This window comes from Curtobacterium sp. RIT-PI-V (assembly GCF_025642935.1).
In the GTDB taxonomy this organism is placed as follows: Bacteria; Actinomycetota; Actinomycetes; order Actinomycetales; family Microbacteriaceae; genus Curtobacterium.
This window is the reverse complement of the sequence record NZ_JANZKM010000038.1, coordinates 1-24,461: the sequence shown is the minus strand read 5'-3', so window position 1 is coordinate 24,461 and position 24,461 is coordinate 1. Positions and strand designations below refer to the sequence as shown.

Annotated in this window: 26 protein-coding genes and 1 tRNA gene; 10 read left to right on the top strand and 17 right to left on the bottom strand. The window is 70.4% G+C overall.

The window, feature by feature from the left end:
* Window positions 1-15: 15 nt before the first annotated feature.
* The 6 genes from groL to OGL88_RS16685 all read right to left on the bottom strand — a co-directional run bounded on the left by groL (window position 16) and on the right by OGL88_RS16685 (window position 4,848).
* Entirely contained in the window at window positions 16-1,638 is a 1,623-nt protein-coding gene (groL, locus tag OGL88_RS16710) for a chaperonin GroEL (RefSeq protein ID WP_123312014.1), read from the bottom strand.
* 261 nt (window positions 1,639-1,899) lie between these two features.
* Window positions 1,900-2,103: a cold-shock protein gene (locus tag OGL88_RS16705; protein WP_111085222.1), complete on the bottom strand. Its 204-nt coding sequence runs from the start codon at window positions 2,101-2,103 to the stop codon at window positions 1,900-1,902.
* 181 nt (window positions 2,104-2,284) lie between these two features.
* Entirely contained in the window at window positions 2,285-2,890 is a 606-nt protein-coding gene (locus tag OGL88_RS16700) for a LytR C-terminal domain-containing protein (protein WP_263055271.1), read from the bottom strand.
* Entirely contained in the window at window positions 2,887-3,198 is a 312-nt protein-coding gene (locus tag OGL88_RS16695; protein ID WP_263055272.1) for a DUF3263 domain-containing protein, read from the bottom strand. Before OGL88_RS16695 ends, OGL88_RS16700 begins: the two co-directional genes overlap by 4 nt.
* A gap of 97 nt (window positions 3,199-3,295) precedes the next feature.
* Complete coding sequence (locus tag OGL88_RS16690; protein WP_263055273.1) at window positions 3,296-4,375, bottom strand: DUF2332 domain-containing protein; 1,080 nt, start codon at window positions 4,373-4,375, stop codon at window positions 3,296-3,298.
* Window positions 4,375-4,848, bottom strand: a complete 474-nt coding sequence (locus tag OGL88_RS16685; RefSeq protein WP_194647532.1) for a GNAT family N-acetyltransferase — start codon at window positions 4,846-4,848, stop codon at window positions 4,375-4,377. The genes OGL88_RS16690 and OGL88_RS16685 overlap by 1 nt, the downstream gene beginning before the upstream one ends.
* A gap of 65 nt (window positions 4,849-4,913) precedes the next feature.
* Here OGL88_RS16685 and msrB point away from each other — a divergent pair, with 65 nt between their 5' ends.
* Together msrB and OGL88_RS16675 are read left to right on the top strand one after the other, a co-directional pair.
* A complete protein-coding gene (gene msrB, locus OGL88_RS16680; RefSeq protein ID WP_205463215.1) occupies window positions 4,914-5,321 on the top strand; it encodes a peptide-methionine (R)-S-oxide reductase MsrB in 408 nt (135 codons plus the stop codon).
* A gap of 37 nt (window positions 5,322-5,358) precedes the next feature.
* Window positions 5,359-5,434 (top strand) — tRNA-Thr (locus OGL88_RS16675).
* 199 nt (window positions 5,435-5,633) lie between these two features.
* On the opposite strand, the gene OGL88_RS16670 is transcribed toward OGL88_RS16675, so the two are convergent.
* Together OGL88_RS16670 and OGL88_RS16665 are read right to left on the bottom strand one after the other, a co-directional pair.
* Entirely contained in the window at window positions 5,634-6,665 is a 1,032-nt protein-coding gene (locus OGL88_RS16670) for an aldo/keto reductase (protein ID WP_205463216.1), read from the bottom strand.
* Between the two features lie 74 nt (window positions 6,666-6,739).
* Window positions 6,740-7,519, bottom strand: a complete 780-nt coding sequence (locus tag OGL88_RS16665; RefSeq protein ID WP_205463217.1) for an alpha/beta fold hydrolase — start codon at window positions 7,517-7,519, stop codon at window positions 6,740-6,742.
* Between OGL88_RS16665 and OGL88_RS16660 the strand changes: the two genes are divergently transcribed.
* A complete protein-coding gene (locus OGL88_RS16660; protein ID WP_263092187.1) occupies window positions 7,518-8,252 on the top strand; it encodes an NAD(P)H-hydrate epimerase in 735 nt (244 codons plus the stop codon). The two genes, OGL88_RS16665 and OGL88_RS16660, sit on opposite strands and share 2 nt — an antisense overlap.
* A gap of 26 nt (window positions 8,253-8,278) precedes the next feature.
* On the opposite strand, the gene OGL88_RS16655 is transcribed toward OGL88_RS16660, so the two are convergent.
* On the bottom strand, window positions 8,279-9,421 hold the full coding sequence (locus tag OGL88_RS16655) for a glycerol dehydrogenase (RefSeq protein WP_263055276.1): 1,143 nt from the start codon (window positions 9,419-9,421) through the stop codon (window positions 8,279-8,281).
* A 122-nt stretch (window positions 9,422-9,543) separates the two neighbouring features.
* Here OGL88_RS16655 and ypfJ point away from each other — a divergent pair, with 122 nt between their 5' ends.
* Complete coding sequence (gene ypfJ / locus OGL88_RS16650; protein WP_263055277.1) at window positions 9,544-10,437, top strand: KPN_02809 family neutral zinc metallopeptidase; 894 nt, start codon at window positions 9,544-9,546, stop codon at window positions 10,435-10,437.
* 3 nt (window positions 10,438-10,440) lie between these two features.
* On the opposite strand, the gene OGL88_RS16645 is transcribed toward ypfJ, so the two are convergent.
* A complete protein-coding gene (locus OGL88_RS16645; protein ID WP_263055278.1) occupies window positions 10,441-11,391 on the bottom strand; it encodes a DsbA family protein in 951 nt (316 codons plus the stop codon).
* Window positions 11,392-11,655: 264 nt separating this feature from the next.
* On the opposite strand from OGL88_RS16645, the gene OGL88_RS16640 reads away from it, so the two are divergent.
* Together OGL88_RS16640 and OGL88_RS16635 are read left to right on the top strand one after the other, a co-directional pair.
* Window positions 11,656-12,756 (top strand): ABC transporter ATP-binding protein, encoded by a 1,101-nt coding sequence (locus OGL88_RS16640; RefSeq protein WP_123311994.1) that lies wholly within the window; start codon window positions 11,656-11,658, stop codon window positions 12,754-12,756.
* Window positions 12,757-12,845: 89 nt separating this feature from the next.
* Window positions 12,846-14,156, top strand: coding sequence for a DUF4032 domain-containing protein (locus OGL88_RS16635; RefSeq protein ID WP_205463221.1), 1,311 nt, complete (start codon window positions 12,846-12,848; stop codon window positions 14,154-14,156).
* A gap of 386 nt (window positions 14,157-14,542) precedes the next feature.
* Here the strand turns inward: OGL88_RS16635 and rlmB are convergent, their stop codons facing one another.
* From rlmB to OGL88_RS16615, 4 genes are read right to left on the bottom strand one after another with little or no spacing between them, the layout of a single operon-like run.
* Complete coding sequence (rlmB, locus tag OGL88_RS16630; RefSeq protein ID WP_263055279.1) at window positions 14,543-15,553, bottom strand: 23S rRNA (guanosine(2251)-2'-O)-methyltransferase RlmB; 1,011 nt, start codon at window positions 15,551-15,553, stop codon at window positions 14,543-14,545.
* Window positions 15,554-15,581: 28 nt separating this feature from the next.
* Window positions 15,582-16,991 carry a cysteine--tRNA ligase gene (cysS, locus tag OGL88_RS16625; protein ID WP_263055280.1) on the bottom strand — a complete coding sequence of 470 codons (1,410 nt, stop codon included), beginning with the start codon at window positions 16,989-16,991 and terminating at the stop codon, window positions 15,582-15,584.
* A gap of 18 nt (window positions 16,992-17,009) precedes the next feature.
* On the bottom strand, window positions 17,010-18,200 hold the full coding sequence (gene ispD, locus OGL88_RS16620; RefSeq protein ID WP_263055281.1) for a 2-C-methyl-D-erythritol 4-phosphate cytidylyltransferase: 1,191 nt from the start codon (window positions 18,198-18,200) through the stop codon (window positions 17,010-17,012).
* Window positions 18,201-18,241: 41 nt separating this feature from the next.
* Window positions 18,242-18,724 (bottom strand): CarD family transcriptional regulator, encoded by a 483-nt coding sequence (locus OGL88_RS16615; protein WP_017888066.1) that lies wholly within the window; start codon window positions 18,722-18,724, stop codon window positions 18,242-18,244.
* Between the two features lie 209 nt (window positions 18,725-18,933).
* Between OGL88_RS16615 and OGL88_RS16610 the strand changes: the two genes are divergently transcribed.
* Window positions 18,934-19,398 (top strand): hypothetical protein, encoded by a 465-nt coding sequence (locus OGL88_RS16610; protein ID WP_205463223.1) that lies wholly within the window; start codon window positions 18,934-18,936, stop codon window positions 19,396-19,398.
* A gap of 91 nt (window positions 19,399-19,489) precedes the next feature.
* Here OGL88_RS16610 and OGL88_RS16605 read toward each other — a convergent pair whose 3' ends face one another.
* Both OGL88_RS16605 and OGL88_RS16600 read right to left on the bottom strand, forming a co-directional pair.
* Window positions 19,490-20,170: a response regulator transcription factor gene (locus OGL88_RS16605; protein ID WP_111085241.1), complete on the bottom strand. Its 681-nt coding sequence runs from the start codon at window positions 20,168-20,170 to the stop codon at window positions 19,490-19,492.
* Window positions 20,167-21,333 (bottom strand): sensor histidine kinase, encoded by a 1,167-nt coding sequence (locus OGL88_RS16600; protein WP_111085243.1) that lies wholly within the window; start codon window positions 21,331-21,333, stop codon window positions 20,167-20,169. Before OGL88_RS16600 ends, OGL88_RS16605 begins: the two co-directional genes overlap by 4 nt.
* A 146-nt stretch (window positions 21,334-21,479) precedes the next feature.
* Here OGL88_RS16600 and phoU point away from each other — a divergent pair, with 146 nt between their 5' ends.
* Window positions 21,480-22,148: a phosphate signaling complex protein PhoU gene (phoU, locus tag OGL88_RS16595; RefSeq protein WP_111085245.1), complete on the top strand. Its 669-nt coding sequence runs from the start codon at window positions 21,480-21,482 to the stop codon at window positions 22,146-22,148.
* A 55-nt stretch (window positions 22,149-22,203) separates the two neighbouring features.
* Window positions 22,204-22,743: an AAA family ATPase gene (locus OGL88_RS16590; RefSeq protein ID WP_263055283.1), complete on the top strand. Its 540-nt coding sequence runs from the start codon at window positions 22,204-22,206 to the stop codon at window positions 22,741-22,743.
* Between the two features lie 188 nt (window positions 22,744-22,931).
* Here OGL88_RS16590 and OGL88_RS16585 read toward each other — a convergent pair whose 3' ends face one another.
* Window positions 22,932-23,678: a phosphoglyceromutase gene (locus OGL88_RS16585; RefSeq protein WP_263055284.1), complete on the bottom strand. Its 747-nt coding sequence runs from the start codon at window positions 23,676-23,678 to the stop codon at window positions 22,932-22,934.
* 45 nt (window positions 23,679-23,723) lie between these two features.
* Between OGL88_RS16585 and OGL88_RS16580 the strand changes: the two genes are divergently transcribed.
* Window positions 23,724-24,461 (top strand): class I SAM-dependent methyltransferase (locus tag OGL88_RS16580; RefSeq protein WP_263092186.1); only part of this gene is annotated, 738 nt, incomplete at its 3' end.

Here is a 24,461-nt window from a genome sequence, read left to right as displayed (position 1 = left end):
TTCGGACAGGACTGCCTAGAAGTCCATGCCACCCGTCGGGTCGCCGGCCGGAGCGGCCGCGGCACGCTCGGGCTTGTCGGCGACGACGACCTCGGTCGTCAGGAACAGACCGGCGATCGACGCAGCGTTCTGCAGCGCCGAACGCGTGACCTTGGCCGGGTCGATGATGCCCGCGGCGATGAGGTCGACGTACTCGCCGGTCGCGGCGTTGAGGCCCCAACCCGACTCGAGCTCGCGCACCTTGGCGGCGACGACACCCGGCTCGAGACCGGCGTTCAGCGCGATCTGCTTGAGCGGCGCGTCGATCGCGACGCGGACGATGTTCGCACCGGTCGCCTCGTCACCCTCGAGCTCGAGGGCCTCGAGCGCGACGGCACCGGCCTGGATGAGGGCGACGCCACCACCGGCGACGATGCCCTCTTCGACGGCAGCCTTTGCGTTGCGGACGGCGTCCTCGATGCGGTGCTTGCGCTCCTTGAGCTCGACCTCGGTCGCGGCACCCGCCTTGATGACGGCGACGCCACCGGCGAGCTTCGCGAGGCGCTCCTGGAGCTTCTCGCGGTCGTAGTCGGAGTCGGTCGCCTCGATCTCGGAGCGGATCTGGCGGACACGGCCGGCGATCTGCTCGGCGTCGCCGGCACCCTCGACGATCGTGGTCTCGTCCTTGGTGATGACGACCTTGCGGGCACGACCGAGCAGGTCGAGCGTCGCGTTCTCGAGCTTGAGGCCGACCTCTTCCGAGATGACCTGGCCACCGGTCAGGATCGCGATGTCCTGCAGCATGGCCTTGCGGCGGTCACCGAAACCCGGGGCCTTGACGGCGACGGACTTGAAGATGCCGCGGATCTTGTTCACGACGAGCGTGGCCAGGGCCTCGCCGTCGACGTCCTCGGCGATGATCAGGAGCTGCTTGCCCGCCTGGATCACCTTGTCGACGACCGGCAGGAGGTCCTTGATGTTCGAGATCTTCGAGTTGACGATCAGGATGTAGGCGTCCTCGAAGACGGCTTCCTGACGCTCGGGGTCGGTGACGAAGTACTGCGACAGGTAGCCCTTGTCGAAGCGCATGCCCTCGGTCAGCTCGAGCTCGGTGCCGAAGGTGTTCGACTCCTCGACGGTGACGACACCTTCCTTGCCGACCTTGTCGATGGCCTCGGCGATGAGCGCGCCGATGGTCGGGTCCGCAGCCGAGATCGACGCGGTCGCGGCGATCTGGTCCTTGGTCTCGATGTCCTTCGCGTTGGCGAGGAGCTGGTCGGAGACGGCGGAGACGGCCTTCTCGATGCCGCGCTTGAGCGACACGGGGTCGGCGCCGGCGGCGACGTTGCGGAGGCCCTCGCGGACGAGTGCCTGGGCGAGGACGGTCGCGGTGGTCGTACCGTCACCGGCGACGTCGTCGGTCTTCTTGGCGACCTCCTTGACGAGCTCCGCACCGATCTTCTCGTACGGGTCGTCGAGCTCGATCTCCTTGGCGATGGAGACACCGTCGTTCGTGATCGTGGGGGCGCCCCACTTCTTCTCGAGGACGACGTTGCGGCCGCGCGGGCCGAGCGTCACCTTCACGGCGTCGGCCAGCTGGTTCAGGCCGCGCTCGAGGCCACGGCGGGCCTCCTCGTCGAAAGCAATGATCTTAGCCATGTGAGTTCTCGTCCCTCCCGGACGTCGTGGGGTCGTGCTGGCACTCAACGTGAGCGAGTGCCAACGCCGATTCTGGCACTCGACCGGTGCGAGTGCAACACGATCGGGAGGCTCGTCACGTCTTCCCAGGACACGCCCCGCAAACAGCACACCCCGACCACCGCCACGGGCCGCCCGCCATGCACGTCACGCTGGACGGACCGCGCACGACGAACGCGCCGCCCCTGACGGGACGGCGCGTTCGCGATGAGTGTCGTGCGTTCAGGCCGGTCGGACTGCCTCCGCCTGCGGGCCCTTCGACCCGGTGCCGACGTCGAACACCACTGCCTGGCCCTCCTCGAGGACCTTGTAACCCGACATGTCGATGGCCGAGTAGTGCACGAACACGTCCTGGCCTCCTCCATCGACGGTGATGAAGCCGAAGCCCTTTTCAGCGTTGAACCACTTCACGGTTCCGTTGGCCATGATCTCTTGCTCCCTGGTACTGCTGTGCGAACGACGTGTTCGTCGTCTGCAAGGGACTCTGCTCGAAGCGCGCCGATCAGGCAAGAGGTGTGACGTCGTTTCACGTCGATTCCGTCAGAAATCAACGTGCCCGAAACACGACCGTCACAAAGGCGGGCGGAAAGCGCCCGCGGAATGCGGATCAGCCGGTGTAGTCGGCTCCGAGCACGACGCTCACGTCGGCGTTCGGGAACGCCGTCGACTGCTGCACGGCGGTGACCCCGAGCTGCTTCGCGATGCCCTGGGCGACTGCTGCCTGTGCGGCCTGCTGGTAGTACACGATCGTCGAGGTCGACCCGGTCGTGCCGGCGTCCCCGGTCGAGGCGACTCCCCAGCCGGCACCGGTCAGCGCCGCACTGGCCCGGGCAGCGAGGCCGGAGGTGGTCGTGCCGTTCAGGACGACGACGGTGGTCGTGCCCTGCTGTGCCGGCGTCGCAGCGGCAGCGCCGGAGTCGGCACCCGACCCGGCCGACGACGACGCCGAGGGGTTCGAGGTGGCGGACGCGGACGGCTTCGATGTGGCAGACGAGGTCGACGACGCCGAGGGCGAGTCCGACCCGCTGAACGAGTAGCTGCCGTTCAGGAGCGCGAGGACGAGCACGCCGATGCCGACGAGCACACCGGTGGCGAGTGCCGCCCAGGCGAACGCGATCCAGCCACGGCCGCGGCGCTGAGCACCGCGGTGTGCGCCGACCCGGGGGCCGTCGGCGACGTCGTCGAACCGGTCACGGGGGAATCTGGTGCTCATCGTTCCTCTTCACGTCCTTCGGGAGCGGCACCGGGCGCGACGAAGCTGCGCGACGCCCGGGCGCTGGTGCGCGCGTGCCGGAGCCGCTGCAGCCTCGTGACGAGCTGCGGGTCGTACGCGAGTGCCGCGGGCGAGTCGATCACGCGGTTCAGCACCTGGTAGTAGCGCGCCGCCGACATCTCGAACTCGACCCGGATCTCCGCTTCCTTGGTGCGGTCGTGCCGTGCCCGGTCGTGCTCGAACGAGAGCACGTGCCTGGCGAGCTCGGTGAGCTCGTCAGCGCGGTGCTCGTCGGTGGGGCTGGTCACGGCGGTTCCGATCACGTATCGGGGAACGGGTCTCGCACATCGTAGGGGCCGAGCGCATCCGGACCCTGGCACGGCGCTGGACTGTCGCGAACACCGGTCACAGGTTCGGGTCGCGGAGCCAGCGCACGTGCGTGCCGAACGGGTCCGAGACGGCGACCGCGGTGCCGTCGATCGAGGCCGTGGCGAAGGCGTCCGGATCCGCGGGGTCGACGTCGTCGGGCAGCGTCGCCGCCACACCGCGTAGGATCCCGGTGCGTTCGAGCGCGATCCAGTGCACGCCGCGTTCGCGGACGCCGTCCACGAACCGCTGGCGCTGGGCGCCCGGCACGTAGACCAGGGTGCCGGTGGTCAGCACGACCGGCTCCACGTCGTCCGGCAGGGCGTCCAGTGCACGGTCGAGGTCACCCGGCAGCGTGCCCCGGATCCGGACGGGAGGCACGGCGAGCGTCGCGCGCGCCGCCTCGCGCATCAGGGCGATCCGGTCCAGGGCCTCCGGTGGGACCGCGTGCACCAGACGGTCGAACGCGCCCGGTGCGGCGAGGTCGATCGGGTTCGGGTCGAGGGCGATCCGCGCGCCGATCCGGATCGGCCTGCTCGCCGCAGCCGGAAGGACCCCGGAGACTTCTGCGACGAGACGGACCGCGGGTTCGTCGACCGCCGTGTGCATCCGGACGAGCTCGGTGCGCACCCCGCCGTGGTCGTCGCGCCCCGAGGAGTCGGGGCGCGACGACAGCTCCGGGGCGCGATCCGCCGGCACCCGGGACTCCGACGTCCGGTGGTCGAGGGTCACCCGGTCCGGGATCGAGCAGAGCCCGGCGGCGCCCCCCGCGTCCACCAGCCCGAGCGGCCGCGAGGCCCGCTCGGCGAGCGCCGCGAACAGCGGGACGACGGGACCGAGCCGCCGCGGGTCGTTGGCCTGCACCGTGGCGGAGGCGAGCGCTGCGACCAGGGCGGGGCGGGCCTCCCGACCGATCGCGCGCAGCGCACCGGGGTCCGACGGATCCGCGCCGAGCCGCCGCGCGACCGCGAAGAGCAGTTCCGGCTGCCGCTGCTGCTCGGCCACCTCGTCGAGGAGCGCGACCAACCCGGGGTCGAGTGACCGCGCCCAGGCGGCGTAGGACGGGGACACGGCCTCGATGCGGTCGGCGTAGGCGGCGTAGCGGCCGAGGGTGTCCATCAGCGCCCCGGGCGGTGCATGCCGACGTGCCGGATGCCGGCTTCGTCGTAGGGTGCCCCGAACCGGACGAAGCCGTGGCGTTCGTAGAGCGCGGCGACGTACTCCTGGGCGTGCAGGACGACGGGTTCGTGCCCGTGGGCCGCGAGCACGGCGGCGACGAGCCGGCCGGCGATGCCCTGCCCACGGTGGTCGGGGTGCGTCGCGACCCGGCCGATCACCCAGGACGGCGGCGGTGCGTCCGCCGGGTGTTCCTCGTCGGCAGCCGGTCGGATCAGGCGCAGGTACCCAACCGCTCCGGTGTCCGTACCGAACCACCAGTGCTCGGTCTCGGGCTCGCGGTCACGGCCGTCGAAGTCCTCGGCCGTCACCCGTTGTTCGAGTGCGAAGACGCGGTTCCGGAGCACCACGATGCCGTACAGTTCGTCCGTCGTCAGACGGGTCCAGCGGGCGTGGTGCACGGAATGCTCGGACATCGTCGCGAGTTTACTGAAGTGGTCGGGAGTGCCCGGAAGAACCCGACCGGAAGCAGGAGGAAACAATGGCATACAACGTCGACAAGTCCGACGCCCAGTGGCGCGAGGAGCTTTCCCCGGACCAGTACGCCGTCCTGCGTCAGGCGGGGACCGAACGGCCGTGGACCGGTGAACTCCTCGATGAGGAGCGTGCCGGCGTCTACACCTGTGCGGCCTGCGGCGCGGAGCTGTTCAAGAGCGGCACGAAGTTCGACTCCGGCTGCGGCTGGCCGTCGTTCTACGAGTCGGTGAACCCCGACGCCGTCCAGCTGATCGACGACAAGTCGCTCGGCATGGTGCGCACCGAGGTCCGTTGCGCGAACTGCGGTTCGCACCTGGGCCACGTGTTCCCCGACGGCTTCGGCACCCCCACCGGCGACCGGTACTGCATGAACTCGATCTCGCTGAACTTCTCGGAGAAGCCGGCCGAGTGAGACCCCGACGCCCTCACCGGTAGGATGAGCGGCGTCAGCCGGCATGGCGCAATTGGTAGCGCACCGTACTTGTAATACGGGGGTTGCGGGTTCAAGTCCCGCTGCCGGCCCCACAACCGCCGTCCGGCGGAGCGATGCCCCGGGTGATCACTCACCCGGGGCATCGGCGCATGTGGAACACGGATCAGGGAGTGCTCCCGGCGCTGGACACGGTAACCAGCCGGTCGTGCGACGAGGATGACACCTCACCGAACCGTGCGTCCACACCCGGACCTCACATCCGCGCGAATCCGCACGAACGTGCACGGATCTTCAGCGTCCGCCGGTGATCTTGCGCTCCCGCTGGGCGACGCCGGCGGTGCCGTACGGGTAGTCGTCGATGCGCGGCGCGCTGGCGTCGGTGAGCTGCGTGAGCTCCGCATCGGTCAGCACGAGGTCGGCCGCACCGAGGTTGTCCTCGAGCTGGGACACCGTCCGGGCGCCGAGGATCACGCTCGTCACCGCCGGCCGGGCGAGCAGCCAGGCGAGGGCGACCTGCGACCGCGAGGCGCCGTGCGCGTCGGCGACCGCGGACACCGCGTCGAGGACGGCCCAGGTGCGCTCGTCCCCGTTCCGCGCTTCCCAAGCCTCCATGCCGCGTGCCGGGTTCTCGCCGAGGCGGGTGGAGCCGGTGGGTGCTTCGTCGCGCTGGTACTTGCCGGACAGCCAGCCGCCGGCCAGGGGCGACCAGGGCAGCAGGCCGATCCCGGCGTCGAGGCTGGCGGGCACGATCTCGTGCTCGATGTCGCGGACGAGCAGGTTGTACTGCGGCTGCAGGGTGACCGGCGGGGCCCAACCGTGCGCCTTCGCCTCGTACACGGCCTTCGTGATCTGGTAGCCGAGGTAGTTCGAGAAGCCGTACGAGCCGATCTTGCCGGCGGAGACCGCGTCGTCGAGGAACCGGAGCGTCTCCTCGATCGGCGTCAGGGCGTCCCAGGCGTGCATCTGGTACAGGTCGATGTGCTCGACGCCGAGGCGCTCGAGCGAGGCGTCGAGGGCGACCCGGAGGTGCCGGCGCGACAGGCCGACGTCGTTCGGACCGTCACCCTGCGGGAAGCGGCCCTTGGTGGCGAGCACGACCTGCTGCGCCTCGGTGGGGTGTGCCGCGAGCCAGCGGCCGATGATCCGCTCGGACTCGTTGCCCGAGTAGACGTCGGCCGTGTCGATGAGGGTGCCGCCGGCCGCGACGAACGTGTCGATGATGGTGTGGGAGGTGGGTTCGTCGGCTTCGCTGCCGAACGTCATGGTGCCGAGGGTCAGCGTCGACACCGATGTCCCGCTGTTGCCGAGGAGTCTGTATTCCATGGCGGGGACGGTACGCGCGACGGCCTTCGTCAACGAGGACCTGGCAGTACCCGTCAGCGCGACGCGGACAGGCGTCAGCCCCGCAGGAACGCCAGTGCGGCCTCGCGGAACGCCCGCGACGTCGGTGCGTTGAAGTGGTTCCGCCCCGGGATCTCGAAGAACGACGCGTCCGGGGCCGCCTGCGCCAACCGCACGGCACTGTCGCGGATGCCGTCCTCGCTGCCGGCGGCCATCAGGATCGGCTGCGCGGGGGCGTTGTCGGGCGTCGGCTCGATGCTGTTCCGCATCCCCTCGACCATCGCCACGAGCGCCGCGAGGTCGTTCCCCTCGACGTTCGCCGCCATGGTCAGGTAGCCGTTGGTCACGCGGTCCTCGATCGGTGTGCCGTCCGCCAGGTACGCCTTGGCCTGGTCGACCCGCACGCGGCGCATCGGGTCGGCGTCGGGGATCCCACCGAACACCGCGCGGGTGATGCGGTCCGGCAGCCGTTCGGCGGTGTGCCAGCCGACGCGTGCGCCGAGCGAGTACCCGAGGAACGCGACCTCGTCGAGCAGGTGGGTGTCGATGACGGTCGTGACGTCCGCCACCAGCAGGTCCATCGAGTACGCACCGGGATCGCGCGGCTTCGCGCTCGCGCCGTGCCCGCGCTGGTCGAACGCCAGCACGCGGTACCCGGCGCGGACGAGGTCGCGGGTCCAGCCGGAGGCGTGCCAGTTCAGCACCGCACCGGAGGCGAACCCGTGCACCGCGACGACCGCAGGGGCGTCGGGATCGCCGAAGTCGTAGGTCGCGATCCGGAGGCCGTCGGGCGACATCACGATGCGGGGACGGGGCGCTTCGGGGACGAGTGACATGTCCCCTCCAGGGTACCGGGGCACTGTGGTCGTCATGGACGGCTACGGCGGTGACCAGATCCGGGCGGCAGAGCGGCCGCACCTCGACGCGGGTGAGCCCCTCATGCAACGAGCGGCCGACGGCCTGGCCCGCATCGTCGGCGACCTGCTCGACGATCCGGCCGTCCGGCCGGGCGACGGACCGGGGTCCGTCCTGCTGCTGGTGGGCAGTGGCGACAACGGTGGTGACGCCCTGTTCGCGGGTGCGCGGCTGGCAGCGGCCGGGAGGCACGTGGCGGTCCTGCGCGTCGGCTCACGTGTCCACGAGGCGGGCCTGGCAGCGGCGCTGGACGCCGGGGTGCGCCTCCTTGATGATCCTGCCGGACCCGAGGCTGCGGTGACGGACGCGGCACTCGACGCCGACCTGGTGCTCGACGCGATCCTCGGGATCGGGGTGCGGGGGCCTGCGGCCCTCCGCTCCCCCGCCCGCGAGGTCGTCGACGCCATCCGTGAACTCGCCCGCGACCAGCGCGCACCGTTCGTCGTCGCCGTCGACGTGCCGAGCGGCATCGACGTCGACACCGGCGGGATCGCGGACGACCACGTCCTGCACGCCGACGTCACGGTCACGTTCGGCGGGGTGAAGGCCGGGTTGCTGACCGGGCCGGCCGCCACCCTCGCGGGACGGATCGAGCTGGTGGACGTCGGGATCGGCACGGACCTGGCGACGATGGAGCCGCTGGTCCGCACCTGACCCCGATCCGTCAGCGCAGCCGTCCCTCAGTGGTGCTGGTACAGGACCGGCTCCGGCAGGCCGTGCTCGGCGCGGATGCTGCGCGCGATGCCCTCGACGGCGATGAGTGCGTCCACCACGAGCTCCGGCGTGACCGGGAACGGCATGTTGTGGATGGTCTCGCCCGCGACGGTCGCGGCCTCGGCCACGGCGCGGAGTTCCGTCGTGTCGTCGACGGTCAGGCCGATCTCGGTCAGGGCGTTCGGCAGGCCGACCTTCGTGGTGAAGACGACGAAGTCCTCGATCTCCTCGGCCGGTGCGCCCTCGAGCACGAGCTGCGCGATCGTGCCGATGTTGACCTTCTGCCCGTGCGCCAGACCGTGCGCCTGCGGAGCGGCGGTCAGGCCGTTGTGGATCGCGTGCGCTGCCGCCAGTCCGCCGGACTCGAACCCGAGGCCCGACAGCAGGGTGTTCGCCTCGACGACCTTCTCGAGGGCGGGCGTCACGACCCCGGCCCTCACGGCCTCGATGGCCTGCAGGGCGTTCTCGTGCAGCAGCTTCCAGGACAGTTCGGCGAGCGCGACGCCGGTCTCGGTCTGCAGCCCGCCGGCCATGGTGTCGGCGTTCGCACGCTTGGCGGCACGGGCCTCGACCCAGGTGGCCAGGGCGTCGCCGATGCCCGCGACCAGGAACTGGACGGGCGCGTTCGCGACGAGCTTCGTGTCGATGAGGACGAGGTCGGGGTTGTGCGGGAAGAACCGGTACTCGATGAACTCCCCTTCCTCGGAGTAGATCACCGCGAGCGCCGAGGTCGGGGCGTCGGTGCTCGCCGCTGTCGGGACGCTCGCCCAGCGGATGCCGGCCAGGTGTCCGGAGGCCTTGGCCGCGTCGATCGCTGAACCGCCGCCGAGCCCGACGATGACGTCCGCGTCGGTCGACCGGATCTGCTCGACGAGGTCGTCGACCGCCTTCGGAGTGGCGAAGCGACCGAAGCCGACGCGCTCGACCCGCAGGTCGGCCGCCTGGAAGCTCGTCGTCACCGCGGCCTCGACGATGCCCCACACGACGTCGTCGGCGACGATCAGGGGGCGCTTGCCGATGGGGGCGACGAACTCGCCGACGCGGGTGATCGCGTCCTTGCCCTGCACGTAGCGGGCGGGGCTCATCACGGTGCTGATGGGAGTGGCCATGGTGTGGTTCCTTCCGGTTGTACGACACGTGTCGGGGTCGCCGACGTCCCAGACGGTACGCGCGGGGCATGCGTGCGGCGTGCGTGCGGCGTGCGAGTCCCGTGGGCCGTACATTCGGGGGCATGACGTTCAACGACGATTCGCAGCTCAAGGGCGGCAGGGTGAAGCGCCGGGGTCGGACGGCCGCGGTCGGCGGCGGTGCCGTCGGCGTCACGGCGATCGTCGTCTTCCTGATCGCGCAGTTCACGGGCTTCGACCTGAGCGGGTTCGTCGACGGCGGCAGCGGCACGACGCAGATCCAGCAGCAGGGCGAGACCGTGGACGCCGCCCCGGAGTGCCGCACCGGGCGAGACGCCAACCTGAAGGTCGAGTGCCGGATGGAAGGGGCAGCCGAGTCACTCGACGGCTACTGGGCGGCCGAGGCCCGGAAGCTCGGCATCGCGTACACGGCGCCGGATTTCTTCCTGTTCGACGGCTCGACCGACACGTCGTGCGGTCAGGCGTCCGCTGCAACCGGGCCCTTCTACTGCCCGCCGGACCGCGCGATCTACCTCGACACCGCGTTCTACGACGACCTGCAGTCGGAGTACGGGTCGTCGGGCGGGCCGCTCGCGCAGATGTACGTCGTCGCGCACGAGTGGGGCCACCACATCCAGCAGCTGCAGGGTGCCTTCGCGAGCACGGACCGCTCGGGCACCGGGGCGTCGTCCGGCAGTGTCCGCGTCGAGCTGCAGGCCGACTGCTACGCCGGCGCCTGGGTCGGCGACGCGGCGAACACCGAGGACGCGAACGGCGAGACCTTCTTCGAGCCGATCAGCCGGTCCGAGATCGCCGATGCCCTGTCCGCCGCGAGCGCCGTGGGCGACGACAGCATCCAGGAGCGCTCGAGCGGCCGGGTCGACCCGGACTCGTTCACGCACGGCTCGAGTGAGCAGCGCCAGAAGTGGTTCGTCCGCGGTTACCAGCAGGGCGCGACGAGCTGCGACACGTTCAGCGTCCCCGGGTCGTCGCTGTAGGGATCAGCCCTTCGTCGGCGTGGGCGTCGGTGTCGCGCTCCGCGTGCGGGACGGCGTCGCGCTCGGCGTGGGGGTCGGGGTGGGCGTGGCCTCGGTGGCACCGGCCGCGGTGACCACGAAGGTGCGGAAGTCGTCGTTCGTGATCGGCGACGTGAGCTCGTACTGCTGCCCGTTGACGAGCACCAGCGGCGTACCGGGGAACTCGCTCAGCGAGGATCCGGGGATGTCCCCGCCGGACACCGCGGTCGTCTGCTCGTCGACCCACTTGCTGTAGTCCTGGTCGGCGATGCAGCTCGTGACGGCCCTGCGGTCCTGCAGGCCGGAGACCCCGGTGACGACCTTCGTGAGCTGCGCGTCGGTCAGGCCAGGCGTGCCTTCTTCCGGCTGCTCGGCGTAGAGCGCCTTGTTGACCGCGTAGAACTGGTCCGGCGAGTGCTCGGCGACGCAGGCCGCGGCGTTCGCGGCGCGGAGGGAGTACTTCGTCCCCTGCGAGCGGTTCGACAGGATCGCGACGGGGTGGATGTCGACGGTGGCGGCGCCGGAGTCGACGAGGCTCTCGATGTAGTCACCGTTGGCCTGCTCGAATGCGCCGCAGGTCGGGCAGAGGTAGTCGACGTACAGCGTGATGCGCACCGTGCCCGCACCGGCGGTCGCCGAGGCGCTCGGCGATGCACTGCTCGACGCGGTCACGGGCTTGAGCCCCTCGCCGAGGGTGATGCCGCCCTGCGACATGGTCGAGGGTCCGGGGCCTGCTGGCTTCACGGAGTCGACCAGGACGAGCGTGACGACGGCGGCCGCTGCGAGCAGGACGACACCGAGTCCGATCTGGAGTCCGAGCCGGGTTCCGCGCTGGCGGCGCTTCTGCTGTGTCCTGTGGCGCTGCGCTCGCTGTCGGGCGGCTTCGCGGCGCTCGTTCCGCGCGGCGCGGGCGTCACCCTCGGGGCGGTTGGTCATCGGTGCGTCGTCCTCCTGATCGGCGTCCGCACGACCTACCCCCGCTCGGCGGACGGACCCGGCGATTGTAGTGGGCCGCTCTGGGAACCACCCAACCACGCTCTGGGAACCGACCGGCCAGGTGGAAAACACTGGCGCACCCGCGAGAACTCGTGTTGTATGAACCTCGATGGTCGACGACGACCATCCGGGGCCCTCGCGGGCTGACCGCTTCACTCGGATCGTCCGGCACGTACCTGCCGGTGAAGAAAGGACCGAACGCTCATGGCGTCCGTCACCTATGACAAGGCAACCCGTCTCTACCCCGGAGGCAACCGTCCCGCGGTCGACTCCCTCGACCTGGACGTCGCCGACGGCGAGTTCCTCGTCCTCGTCGGCCCCTCGGGTTGTGGCAAGTCCACCTCGCTCCGCATGCTGGCCGGCCTCGAAGAGGTCAACTCCGGTCAGATCCGCATCGGCGACCGCGACGTCACGGACGTCCCGCCGAAGGACCGCGACATCGCGATGGTGTTCCAGAACTACGCGCTGTACCCGCACATGACCGTCGCCGAGAACATGGGCTTCGCGCTCAAGATCGCCGGTGTCGGCAAGGACGAGCGCGCCACCCGCGTGCAGGAGGCCGCCAAGCTCCTCGACCTCGAGGACTACCTCGGCCGCAAGCCGAAGGCGCTCTCCGGTGGTCAGCGTCAGCGCGTCGCGATGGGCCGTGCGATCGTCCGCCAGCCGCAGGTGTTCCTCATGGACGAGCCGCTGTCGAACCTCGACGCCAAGCTCCGCGTCCAGACCCGTACGCAGATCGCGTCGCTCCAGCGTCGTCTCGGTGTCACCACGGTCTACGTCACGCACGACCAGACCGAGGCACTGACCATGGGTGACCGCATCGCGGTGCTCAAGGACGGCATCCTGCAGCAGGTCGGCACGCCGCGCGACCTGTACGAGAAGCCGAACAACGTCTTCGTCGCGGGCTTCATCGGCTCGCCGGCGATGAACCTGCTGCCGGCCGACGTCGTCGAGGGCGGCATCAAGTTCGGCACGCTCAACCACGCGATCGACCGCGACACGCTCTCCAACGCGCGTTCCGGCCAGATCACGGTGGGCATCCGTCCCGAGGACGTCGTCGTGGCGCAGTCGGGCGAGGGCCTGCCCGTCACGGTCGACGTGGTCGAGGAACTCGGCGCCGACGGCTACCTCTACGGTCACGCCGACGTCAAGGGCACGCGCGTCGACATCGTCGCCCGCGTGGACGGCCGTTCGCACCCGTCGATCGGTGACACCATCGTGGTGACGCCGAAGTCGGGCCACGTGCACGCCTTCGACACCGAGTCGGGCGAGCGCCTGGACGACAAGGCCGTCGTCAGCGCGTAACCGAAGCGCACTCCCCGAGAGCCCGCGCCGCCTCACAAGGGCGGGTCGCGGGCTCTCGGCTGTCCCCCCACGACACCGAAGGATCCACCGTGCCCGACTCGATGTCCATCACCGCAGCCACCGTCGACCCCGGTCTGCTCGACCTGCCGTGGGACCTGCCGCTGGCGGACTGGCCGGACGAGACCATCGTCGCCCTGCCGAAGGGCATCTCACGGCACCTCGTGCGGTTCGTGCACCTGAGCGGCTACGTCGCAGCCGTCAAGGAGACCGGTGAAGAGGTCGCCCGGGCCGAGTACGACATGCTCCGCACGCTGCAGCGGATGGACGTGCCGTGCGTGGACCCCGTCGCGGTCATCACCAACCGGGTGGACGCCGACGGTGAGCAGCTGCACCCCGTGCTCGTGACGCGGCACCTGCGCTTCTCGCTGCCGTACCGCGCGCTGTACTCGCAGACCCTGCGCCCGGAGACCGCGACCCGTCTCGTCGACGCCCTCGCGCTGCTGCTCGTCCGGCTGCACATCATCGGCTTCTACTGGGGCGACGTGTCGCTGTCGAACACGCTGTTCCGTCGCGACGCGGGCTCGTTCGCCGCGTACCTGGTCGACGCCGAGACCGGCAAGCTCTACCCCGGCGGTCTGTCGAACGGGCAGCGCGAGAACGACCTCGAGGTCGCGCGCGTGAACATCGCCGGCGAGCTCCTCGACCTCGAGGCGGGTGGCCGGCTGGACGAGAACGCCGACCCCGTCGACGTCTCCAACCGGATCGTGGCGCAGTACCGGACGCTCTGGACCGAGCTCACGGGCACCGAGCAGTTCGACATCAAGGAACGCTGGCGCATCAACGACCGCGTCGAGCGGCTCAACGAGCTCGGCTTCGACATCGAGGAGCTCTCGATCCACACGACCGAGGGTGGTTCGCAGGTGCGGATCCAGCCGAAGGTCGTCGACGCCGGACACCACCAGCGACGCCTGCTGCGGCTGACCGGCCTGGACGCCGGCGAGAACCAGGCCCGACGCCTGCTCAACGACCTCGACTCGTACCGGGCACGCAACGGCCGCGACGAACTCGACGAGGAGATGGTGGCGCACGAGTGGGTCTCGCGGGTCTTCGAACCCGTGGTCCGCTCGATCCCCCGTGACCTGCGTGGACGCCTCGAGCCCGCCGAGGTCTTCCACGAGCTGCTCGAGCACCGCTGGTTCATGTCGCAGGAAGAGGAGCGGTCGGTCTCGCTGCCCGAGGCCACGACGGCGTACATCAACGACGTGCTGCGCCACCGCCGCGACGAGCGCCTGCTCATCAACCCGCCGACGTCGTCGATGACGTTGCCGATCCCCGTGGTCGAGGACGCGGAGCCCACAGACGACGACGCCGACGTCGAGGACTGGCGCACCACCGTCTGACGCGTTCCCCGCTCGGTCACGACACCCCGCCGGGTGGGCGCCGACTGGTCACAGACCGTCGCCTGCGGCGTCGCGCACCGACGACTCGTGACCACACGGCGAACACCAGCCAACGTGTCCTGACCCTTCGGGGCTCGAGAACGCGACCATCTGGAGGCCCGGCCCGCGTCCCGGAGACCGGCGCCGGCCCTCCAGACCGTCACGCCCGCACCGCCGGTGGTGACGTTGCATGTCGAGCGGTCACGACACCCCGCCGGGTGGGCGCCGACTGGTCACAGAGCGTCGCCTGCGACGTCGCGCACCGACGATTCGTGACCACACAGCGAACACCAGCCGACGTGTCCTGACCGTTCGCGCCGACCCCCGCCGGCCCCGTGCCGGTGCGGCTACTCGGCGCGACGGCGCCGGGCGACCTCCCACAGGGTGACGCTCGCGGCGATGCCGGCGTTGAGGGACTCGGTCGCACTCGAGATCGGGATCGACACGATCGCGTCGCAGGTCTCGGTGACCAGGCGTGACAGGCCCTTGCCCTCGGAACCGACGACGATCACGATCGGGCGGTCGGCGAGCGCGAGGCCGTCGAGCTCCACGTCGCCGTCACCGTCGAGACCGAGGACGAACAGGCCCATCGACTTCAGGGACTTCAGCGTCTGGGTGAGGTTCGGTGCCATCGCGACGGGCGTGCGGGCCGCGGCGCCGGCCGAGGTCTTCCACGCCGACGCGGTGACGCCGACCGAGCGACGCTGCGGCACGATGACGCCGTGTCCGCCGAACGCGGCGGTCGAGCGGATGATCGCACCGAGGTTGCGCGGGTCGGTGATGCCGTCGAGGGCGACGAGCAGTGGGACCTGGTCGCGCGAGAAGGCCTGCTCGACGATGTCCTCGGACACGGCGTACTCGTACGCCGGCACCTTGAGCGCGACGCCCTGGTGCACGCTGTCGTGGCCGGTGATGCGGTCGAGCTCGGGGCGCATGAGCTCGATGATCGGCACGCTGCGGTGGTTCGCGAGCGTCAGGATCTCCTTGACGCGGTCATCGACCTCGATGCGCGACGCGATGTAGAGCGTCGTCGACGGGGTCTTCGTGCGCAGCGCCTCGAGCACGGAGTTGCGTCCGGTCACGAGCTCGGAGTCATCGGTCTTCCGGGCCGGCGGGCGACCGGTGCGGCCCTGCGGGGCGCTCGAGGAACCGTGACGGCCCTTGGCTGCCTCGAAGCGGTCCTTCGCTGCCTTGCGCTTGCCGGCGGGGTGGTACGGCCGGTCCTCGGCCTTCGGGGTCGGCTTGCGACCCTCGAGCGCCTGGGCACCCTGACCACCGGAACCGACCTGCTTGTTGCCCTTGCGACCGGTGCGGACGGCGCCGGGCCGACCCTTCTTGCTTCCCGAGACGTTCTTCATGCGTAGCTCCTGTTCGGCACTGCCGTGTTCAGGCGATGCTCCAGCGTGTTCCGGACGGCGTGTCCTCGATCGTGATGCCCGCGGCGGCGAGGTCGTCGCGCACGCGGTCGGCCGCAGCGAAGTCCCGTGCTGCCCTGGCGTCCGCGCGCTCCTGCACGAGGCGTTCGACGAGAGCGGCGAGCGGGCCTGCCGAGGTGTCCTGACCGCCCCCCGACCAGTGGGCGGCTCGCGGGTCGATGCCGAGGACTTCTACCATGGCGGCCACCTGATGGTACGCGACCCCGAGCGTTTCCGCATCGTCGGAGTCCAGGGCGGCATTGCCGGTGCGCACGGTCTCGTGCAGGACGGCCAGCGCCTGGGGCACTGCGAGGTCGTCGTCCATCGCGGCGGCGAAGGCGTCCGGCACGGCGGGAGCGTCGGCGAGCTGCACGCCTTCGAGCCGCACCTCGGCCCGCTGCAGGAACCCGTCGATGCGGTCGTAGGCGGCCTCGGCCTCGGCCAACGAGCCGTCGTGGTGGTCGATCGAGGAGCGGTAGTGCGCGGCGCCGAGGAAGTACCGCACCACGGCCGGACGGGCAGCGGCGAGGAAGTCGGCGGCGAAGATCGAGTTGCCGAGCGACTTCGACATCTTCTGGCCCTCGACCGTGACGAGCCCGTTGTGCAACCAGTACGACGCGAAGGGGTCACCCGCCGCGGTGGACTGCGCGAGCTCGTTCTCGTGGTGCGGGAACCGCAGGTCGAGTCCGCCGCCGTGGATGTCGAACGCCGGACCGAGGTACCGCCGCGACATGGCGGAGCACTCGATGTGCCAGCCCGGACGGCCGGGCCCCCACGGGGAGTCCCACGACGCGGTCGACGGCTCGCCGGGCTTCGCACCCTTCCAGAGCGCGAAGTCGCGGGCGTCCCGCTTGCCGCGGGGGTCGGCGTCGGCCGCCTCGACCATGTCCTCGCGGCGCTGCCGCGTCAGGGCACCGTAGGACTCCCAGCTGCCGGTGTCGAAGTAGACGTCGCCCGAGTCGTCGGCGGCGACGTACGCGTGACCGCGGTCGATGAGCTTCGTGATGATGTCGTGCATCTGCGGCACGCTCGCTGTTGCCCGCGGCTCGTAGGTCGGGGGCAGGATGCCGAGGGCGTTGTACGCGGCGGTGAACTCGAGCTCGACGCGGTAGGCGCGGGCGAACCACGCTTCGTCGGTGCCTGCGGCCAGGTCGAGCACCTTGTCGTCGATGTCGGTGACGTTCCGCACGAGGGTGACGCGCAGACCGCGGTACGTCAGCCAGCGGCGCCAGATGTCGTAGACCAGGGCCGAACGCAGGTGACCGATGTGCGGCGACGACTGCACCGTCGGACCGCAGACGTAGACACTGACCTGTCCGTCGACCAGGGGGACGAGGTCGACGACGGCTGCGGCGCGGGAGTCGTAGAGGCGAACGGTCACGATCCCAAGCCTAGGACGTCAGGCCGGTCGGGTGACGGCCGTGGCGATCGCGGCGAGCCCCTCGCCCCGGCCGGTGAAGCCGAGGCCGTCGGTCGTCGTACCGGACACCGCCACCGGGGCACCGACGACGGCGGACAGGGCGTCCTGCATCTCGGCGCGACGGGCCCCGATGCGCGGCCGGTTCCCGATGACCTGCACCGTGACCGACACGGGTACGAGGCCGGCGTCGGCGAGCAGCCCGACGGCTCCGCGGATGAAGACGTCCCCCGCGGCTCCGGCGTAGGCGGGGTCGGCGGTACCGAACGTCCCACCGATGTCACCGAGGCCACCGGCGGAAAGCAGGGCGTCGCACACCGCGTGCGCCACGGCGTCACCGTCGCTGTGCCCGGAGAGGCCGGGTTCGCCGGGGAAGTCGAGCAGGCCGACGCGGCACGGCGACTCGACGTCGAACGCGTGCACGTCGACCCCCAGCCCGAGCCGGACCGCCGAGGCAGCGGAGTCACCCGCGACCGTGGTGCGCGACCGGACGATCGACTCCGCCCGTCCGAGGTCCCACGGCGTCGTGATCTTGAAGGCGTCGGCGTCGCCCGGCACGAAGCGCACCGTGCCACCGGCCGCCTGGAACACGCCGGCGTCGTCGGTCTCGGACTGCGTCGACACCGCGTACGCCCGTCGGAGTGCGTCGAGCGGGAAGCCCTGCGGCGTCTGGACCCCGACGAGCGCGGACCGGTCGACGGTCTCGACGACCACGTCGCCGGACACCCGCTTGACCGTGTCGGTGACGGGCAGCGCGGGGACGACGCCGTCACCGGTGCCGGTCGCCACCGAACCCTCGACCGCGTCGAACACCCGGTCGAACTGCGCCGCCGGCGTGAGGCACCGCGCCGCGTCGTGCACCAGCACCGAACCGACGGAGTCCGGCAGCACGGCCAGGCCGGCCTGGACCGAGCCGTGGCGATCCGTGCCTCCGGCGACGACCGCCGTGTACGCGACCGCGGAGCCCGCGACCGAGGCGACCACCTGACGGCTGTCCTCGAGCAGCGCCGACGGCGCGACCACGACGACCAACGTCGGGGACGACAGCGTGAACAGTGGCTCGAGCGCCCGCGCGAGCATGAGCCGCCCCGCGACGGGGACGAACGCCTTCGCGGTGCCGATGCCGAGCCGGGTGCCGGACCCGGCTGCAACGACGACGACCGCCCGGTCCACCCCTTCGGGGAACCGTGCGGTCGTCGTGGTGTGCAGTGCGCTCAGGACGCGAGGACTTCGTCGAGGACGGTCGATGCCTTGTCCTCGTCGGTCTTCTCGGCCAGGGCCAGCTCGGAGATCAGGATCTGCCGGGCCTTGGCCAGCATCCGCTTCTCGCCCGCGGACAGGCCGCGGTCCTGATCGCGTCGCCAGAGGTCGCGGACGACCTCGGAGACCTTGATGACGTCCCCGGAAGCGAGCTTCTCGAGGTTCGCCTTGTACCGGCGCGACCAGTTGGTGGGTTCTTCGGTGAACGGCGCCCGGAGGACCTCGAACACCTTGTCGAGCCCTTCCTTGCCGATCACGTCGCGGACTCCGACCAGGTCGACGTTGTCCGCCGGCACCTCGATCGTCAGGTCACCCTGCGTGACCCGCAGTTTCAGGTAGACCTTTTCCTCGCCCTTGATGACGCGCGTCTTGACTTCAGAGATGGTTGCCGCCCCGTGGTGGGGGTAGACGACGGTCTCGCCGACCTCGAATTGCATGTATCAGGCTCCGTTCCCAGACTTCCAGTTTACCACAAGGGGTGTTCGGGTAAGGGGACCCTCAGCACTGGGGCTTCCCGGTGATCGCTAAGATGGAGCGGGACCGTCTGGTCCTCATCGACCTACGGAGGAATCTCTTGCGAGCTCGGGTACTCGTGTCCGTCGCCGTTGCGGCAACCATCGCGCTGGGCGCCACCGGGTGCGAGTTCATGTCGCCTGCGCACACCGTCGACATCAAGCAGATCACCGACGGCGTCAACGTCTCGACCGGCAAGGTCGACGTGCGGAACGCCATCCTCATCTCGGACGACGGCGAGGGTGCGCGGTTCATCGGCACGCTGGTGAACAACTCCGACACCGACGGCATCACCGTGTCGGTCGAGATCGGTGGGGACACCGAGACCGTGCTGGTGCCGGCGAACTCGCACGTCGACCTGGCGAACGACTCGCAGCACGACACCCTCGACTTCGACAGCGCAGACGCGGAGCCCGGCTCGCTCGTCAAGGTGTACTTCTCCTACCCCGATGCCGAGGGCGTCTCGGCCAACGTGCCGGTGCTGACCACCTCGCAAGAGGAGTACGCCACCCTCGCGCCGACCTCGACCCCCGAGCCGACCAGCCAGATCACGCTGCCGGTCGAGACCCCGTCCGCCACGCCGACGGACGGCGAGTAGCCGCACCGCGCACGCGCGAGCGCAAGCGCTTCAGACCGGGAGGCCCGGTGTGAGTCCCACGGACTCGCACCGGGCCTCCTGTCCGTGCGTCTCAGGCCTCGATGCGGTACCCGAGACCGCGGACCGTCACCAGGATCTCCGGGGTGGACGGCACGCGCTCGATCTTCGAGCGGATGCGCTTGATGTGCACGTCGAGCGTCTTGGTGTCCCCGAAGTAGTCGGAGCCCCACACGCGATCGATGAGCTGCCCACGGGTGAGCACCCGGCCGGCGTTCCGGAGCAGCAGCTCGAGCAGCTCGAACTCCTTGAGCGGCATCGCCGTCTCCGACCCGTCCACCGACACCGTGTGCCGCTCGACGTCCATCCGGATGCCCCCGACCTGCAGGATCCCGCTGTCCGCCGGGTCGTCCTCGGTGCGGCGGCGCAGGACCGCACGGATGCGGGCCAGCAGCTCGCGCGTCGAGTACGGCTTCGTCACGTAGTCGTCCGCGCCGAGCTCGAGCCCGACGACGATGTCGACCTCGGAGTCCTTCGCCGTCAACATGATGATCGGCGCGTTCGACCGGGTCCGGATCTGGCGGCAGACCTCGGTGCCGGAGAGTCCCGGCAGCATGAGGTCGAGGAGCACCAGGTCCGGGTTCTCCGAGTCGAACTTCGACAGCGCGGTCACGCCGTCGGCCGCGACGGAGGTCTCGTACCCCTCACGCTGCAGCAGGAACTCCAGGGGCTCGCTCAGGGCCGGCTCGTCGTCGACGATGAGGATCTTGGTCACGATGGCTGCTCTTCCAGTTGCTCTTCGAGTGCGGTGGTCAGTTCGGTGTCCGCCTCGGGCAGGCGGATGGTGAAGGTCGAGCCCTTGCCGGGCTGCGACCAGACACGGACGTCGCCGCCGTGGTTGCCCACGACGTGCTTGACGATGGCGAGCCCCAAGCCGGTGCCGCCGGTGGCCCGTGACCGTGCCGGGTCGACGCGGTAGAACCGCTCGAACACCCGGTCGAGGTCGGCCTCGGGGATGCCGACGCCCTGGTCGGTGATCGCGATCTCGACGAAGCCCTTCGCGGACCGGACGCCCACGCCGACGCGGGTGCCGTCGGGCGAGTACTTCACCGCGTTGGCGATGAGGTTCGACACGGCGACCTGCAGCAGACCCGGGTCGCCCATCACCCGGAGCTTCGACTTCTTCGCCCGGATGATCTCGATCGAGCGGGCCCGCGCGACGACCTCGTTCGCGTCGACCGCGGCCTGCACGATCTTGTCGACACCGGTCTCCTCGCTGTTCTCCAACGCGTCGACCGACTGCAGCCGGGACAGCTCGATGATGTCCTTCGTCAGGGCGCCGAGCCGCTCGGACTCGGTGATGAGCTGCGCGGCGAACTTCTTGACGTGCTCCGGGTCGTCGGCCGCGATCACGAGCGTCTCGGACAGCAGGCCGATGGCGCCGATCGGGGTCTTCAGCTCGTGCGAGATGTTGGCGACGAAGTCACGGCGGACCTCGTCGATGCGCCGGCTCTCGGTCAGGTCGTCGGCCGTGATGAGCACGTACCGGTTGCCGAGCTGCGCGGCCCGGAAGCTGAGGTAGCCGATGAGCTCCCCGTGCCGTCCGCGCGGGAGCTCGAGGTCCTCCGCCCCCATCTCGCCGCTCTTGCGCACCCGGTCGACGAGGTCGAGGAGCTCCTGGTGCACGAGCCGGCGCCGGACGACGAGTCCGACGGTCAGTGCCTGGGGCGATGCGGCCACGACCGTGTTCGACGGGTCGATCACCACCGCCGGGTTGTGCATCGTCGCGATCACCGCTGCGACGCCGTCCGGCAGGGTGCGTTCCGCCACGTCGGCAGCACGTGCCGTGCGCTCGGCGGTGATGATCAGCACCACGACGCCCGCGCCGAAGACCCCGCCGAGGAGCATCGACAGTGGCACGAGCCACGCGTTGTCCATGTCGCCAGTGTAGGGATGGTCATGCGGGGTTCCGGTACCGTTCACCCGCCTCGGAAGGCCGGATCGCGAAGCGTTCAGCCCCACGTCACCGTTCGTTCACCTGGGCTGACGACACTCGTCCGGTACGCAGAGAGAGGTACTCCCCCATGCGCGAAGTCTTCCAGCAGGAACTCCAGGACGTCCAGGAGCGACTGACCGAGATCGCAGGACTCGTCGAGTCCGCCATCACCCGGGCCACCCAGGCCTTCAGCGACTCCGACGTCGCCCTCGCCGAGGAGGTGATCGCCGACGACCAGAAGATCGACGAGGCCGCCAACAGCCTCGACGAGATCGCCATCGACATCCTGGCCCGCCAGGCACCGGTCGCCCGCGACCTGCGCGTCGTCGTCACCGCCCTGCGCGTGAGCTCCTCGCTCGAACGCATGGGCGACATGGCCGAGCACATCGCGCAGCTCGCCCGCCAGCGCTTCCCCGAGAAGGTCGTGCCGAAGGGCCTCCGCGGCACCTTCAAGGAGATGGGCAAGCACGACGTCGCGATGTCGCAGAAGCTCACGCGGCTGCTCGCGACCGAGGACATCGCCCTGGCGGCGGAGATCCGCGACGAGGACGACGCCGTCGACGAACTGCACGCGAGCGTCTTCGACTTCGTGCTCGGCGAGGCGTGGAAGGGCGGGCCGATCGACACGGTCGACGCCACCCTGGCCTCCCGCTACCACGAGCGCTTCGCCGACCACGCGGTGTCGATCGCCAAGAAGGTCGAGTACCTGGCGACCGGCGACTGGACCGGCGCGTCCACCTCGACCGCCGCGGTCTGACCCGGTTCGGTCCGGTCGGGACGCTCGGGCCGTTCGGTTCTGCGAGGATCGACGCATGGCTCAGGTCGCGATCATCGTCAACGGCATGCCCGGTTCCGGCAAGAGCACGATCGGCGCTGCGCTGGCCGAGGTGCTCGGCTGCCCGTTCCTGTCGAAGGACCGCATCAAGGAGCCCCTCGCCGACATCGTCGGGCCGATGATCGCGTCGCGTCCGCTCGGTGGCATCGCGATGGACACCGTGTGGGCGATGGCCGGCGCGGTCGAGAACGGCGTCGTCCTGGACGCGGTCTGGGTCACGCCGGAGAGCCGGGACTTCCTCACCGCCGGGCTCCTGACGGCCGGTTCACCCCGTGCCGTCGAGGTCTGGTGCCACGTCGACCGCGCGACCGCCGACGAACGTCTGCGTGATCGCTACGAGCCGGACGCTCCGCTCCGGCACGAGGTCCACGGCGACCTGGCGTCGATCATCGACACCTGGGACACCCTCGGTCCCACCGCGGGACCGACCGGGCTGCTCCCCGTCGTGCGCGTCGACACGACGAAGCCCTACGACGTCGGCGCCCTCGTGCAGGAGATCGCGTCGCACTTCGTCTGACCGGTCGCGGCCCGAGGAGCCGACCACCCTGCGGAAGCGACACGTCGTCGATGCGGTGATCCGTTCCTCCCGGCAGAGCGACAGAAGTCGGCGGAACGTTCGCGGCACCCTGTCGCTTTCGCGAACCCACCAGGGAGAACGACGAACGCCCCGCCCGGAGACCGGGCGGGGCGTTCGTGTGTGCGGTGCTACTTCTTGGCGCCCTGGGCGGCCACGGCGGCAGCGCCGGCGGCAGCGGCCTCGGGGTCGAGGTAGTACGCCGGCTTCGTCGGACGGAAGTCGTCGTCGAGCTCGTACACCAGCGGGATGCCCGTCGGGATGTTCAGCCCGGCGATGTCGTCGTCGGAGATGTCGTCGAGGTGCTTCACGAGCGCGCGGAGCGAGTTGCCGTGCGCGGTGACCAGCACGGTCTTGCCCTCGCCCAGGTCCTTCGTGATGTCCGACTCCCAGTAGGGGAGCAGTCGGTCGATCACGAGCTTGAGCGACTCGGTGCGCGGCAGCTGGTCGCCGAGGTCGGCGTAGCGGCGGTCGCCGGACTGCGACCACTCGGCGCCGTCGGCGATGGGGGGCGGCGGGACGTCGAACGACCGGCGCCACTCCATGAACTGCTGCTCGCCGTACTCGGCCAGCGTCTGGGCCTTGTCCTTGCCCTGCAGGTCGCCGTAGTGGCGCTCGTTGAGGCGCCAGTCACGCTTGACGGGCAGCCAGGCGAGGTCGGCCTGGAGCAGCGCGATGTCGGCCGTCTGGATCGCGCGGGTGAGGAGCGAGGTGTACAGGACGTCGGGGACGATGCCGGACTCGGCGATGAGGGCGCCGGCGCGCTTCGCCTCCTTCTCGCCCAGCTCGCTGAGCCGGACGTCGACCCAACCGGTGAACAGGTTCTTCTGGTTCCAGTCACTGTTTCCGTGACGGAGCAGGACGAGCGTGGAGGTCATGCTGCCGAGTCTACCGAGCGTCAGCAGGCCCGTACCCTTGACGTCATGCCCATCGGGAACGTGACGCGCGGGACGACCGGGTACAACCGGCTCCGCCGTGTCGACCGGTGGATCGCGTCGCTGCCGGCCCTCCGCAAGGCCGACGACCCGCTGGTCGCCGACGTCGGGTACGGCGCGTCGCCGACGACGACGCTCGAGCTGCGCGACCGTCTGGCGCTGGTGCGTCCGGACGTCGAGGTCACCGGCATCGAGATCGAACCGGCCCGCGTCGCCTTCGCGAACGCGGGCACCCGCGACGGTGTGACGTTCCGGCTCGGCGGCTTCGAGACGCCCACGCCCGGGCAGCGCCGACCCGCTGTGATCCGGGCGTTCAACGTGCTGCGGCAGTACGACGAGTCCGCGGTGGTGGCGTCGTGGCGGATCATGCAGGACCGGTTGCAGCCCGGCGGCGCACTGGTCGAGGGGACGTGCAACGAGGTCGGGCGGGTGGCCTCGTGGGTGACGCTCGACGAGCACGCACCGGTGTCGTTCACGGTGTCGCTGCGGCTCGCCGGACTCGACGTACCGTCGATCGTCGCCGAACGGCTGCCGAAGGCGCTCATCCACCGGAACGTGCCGGGTGAGCGGGTGCACGCGTTCCTGCGCGACCTCGACCTGTCGTGGGCGGTCGCGGCGCCGCTCGGCACGTACGGACCCCGGCAGCGGTGGATCGCCACGGTGCGGGGCATGCGCGACCGCGGGTGGCCGGTGCTGCACGGGCCGAGCAGGTGGCGGCTCGGCGAG